Here is a 468-nt window from a genome sequence, read left to right as displayed (position 1 = left end):
ATCACTAAAGAGAAAATGCATGAGGAACGGCAAGGGAATGTCTAAAGTAAAAGTGAAAACACTGATTGGCACGACTGTTGCGGTTCTGTTTTTTCTGACGGTGATCGTGGCTTTTTTGTTTTATGCCTTTCCTGAAACAATGGTGTCCACAACAGGGCTTGGTCCCTGGGATGGTCAGCGGATCTTCACCTGTTGTTCTCTGATGGCTGCTATCTGGTTTTTACTGGGCTGGCTGATTGAACAGATGTTCAATACTTCAGGTAAATCCGGTCTGTATTATCAGTGGGGCGTAAACCGAAAGCAGGATGTCGGTGAAATATCAACCGATCTCCCTGAGGTCGGAAGTCATGAAGAAAGTCTCTGCGCGGAAACCATCCGGGAGCACCTTCAGCTTCGCTATGGCCCTCGCTGGCAAAAGAAAGTCCGTATTTTCCTGGTGACGGGGAGTCCGGAAGATACGGAGAGCGC

1 pseudogene is annotated in these 468 nt (G+C 48.5%); it reads left to right on the top strand.

From position 1 onward, the window contains the following. Positions 1–37 precede the first annotated feature (37 nt). Positions 38–468: pseudogene (locus tag AAIR21_RS27905) on the top strand (ImcF-related family protein); the annotation flags it as partial.

This window comes from Enterobacter sp. PTB, assembly GCF_051130085.1.
GTDB lineage: Bacteria > Pseudomonadota > Gammaproteobacteria > Enterobacterales > Enterobacteriaceae > Enterobacter > Enterobacter ludwigii.
The sequence above is the reverse complement of the archived record's forward strand: the minus strand, read 5'-3'. Positions and strand labels throughout refer to the sequence as shown.